The organism is Acetobacter conturbans, from assembly GCF_011516755.1.
GTDB classification, from domain to species: domain Bacteria; phylum Pseudomonadota; class Alphaproteobacteria; order Acetobacterales; family Acetobacteraceae; genus Acetobacter; species Acetobacter conturbans.
In genome coordinates this window covers 1-606 of sequence record NZ_WOSY01000080.1, presented here as the reverse complement: position 1 = coordinate 606, position 606 = coordinate 1, and the positions used below count along the sequence as shown (strand labels likewise).

The 606-nt window shown below is 55.6% G+C and carries 1 protein-coding gene; it reads right to left on the bottom strand.

Features of this window, described 5'->3' with window-relative positions:
• Positions 1 to 578: class II aldolase/adducin family protein (locus tag GOB81_RS17420; RefSeq protein ID WP_173571468.1), on the bottom strand; the 578-nt coding region annotated here is incomplete at its 3' end.
• Positions 579 to 606: the final 28 nt, after the last annotated feature.

The following is a 606-nucleotide window of genomic DNA, read 5'->3' as shown; positions in this document are numbered from 1 at the left end:
GCCTGCTCCAGATACCAGATCCGGTAGAATGTCTGCGCCACGGTTTCACCCACCGTCATCAGGCCATGGTTCTGCAGAATCAGGCCGATATTATCGCCCAGATCACGAACCAGCCTTTCGCGCTCGCTAAGATTGTCATCCGCTGCAATTCCTTCATAGGAATGGAATCCCACGCGGCCATGAAATTCCATGCTGATCTGGTTGAGCGGCAGAATGCCACAATCCTGTGCCGCAACCGTCATGCCAGCCAGTGTGTGCGTATGCATGACGCATGCCGCATCCGGACGCGCACGGTGAACCGCCGAGTGGATGACAAAACCGGCCGGATTGACGGGCCAGCTCGTTTCCTGGCTCGGATGACCGTCGGCATCGACAACCACGAGGGAACTTGCAGTCACTTCCTCGAACAGCAGACCGTAAGGATTGACCAGGAAACGATGCGCCTCACCCGGCAGGCGGACGGAAAGATGCGTGTAGACAAGATCCGTCATGTCAAAATGGGCAATAAGACGATACGCCGCCGCCAGATCCTCACGCAGAGACCGCTCATCCTGAAGTCCACCGGTATAATCAGACATCACTCACTCCAAAAATAATAATGCCCAA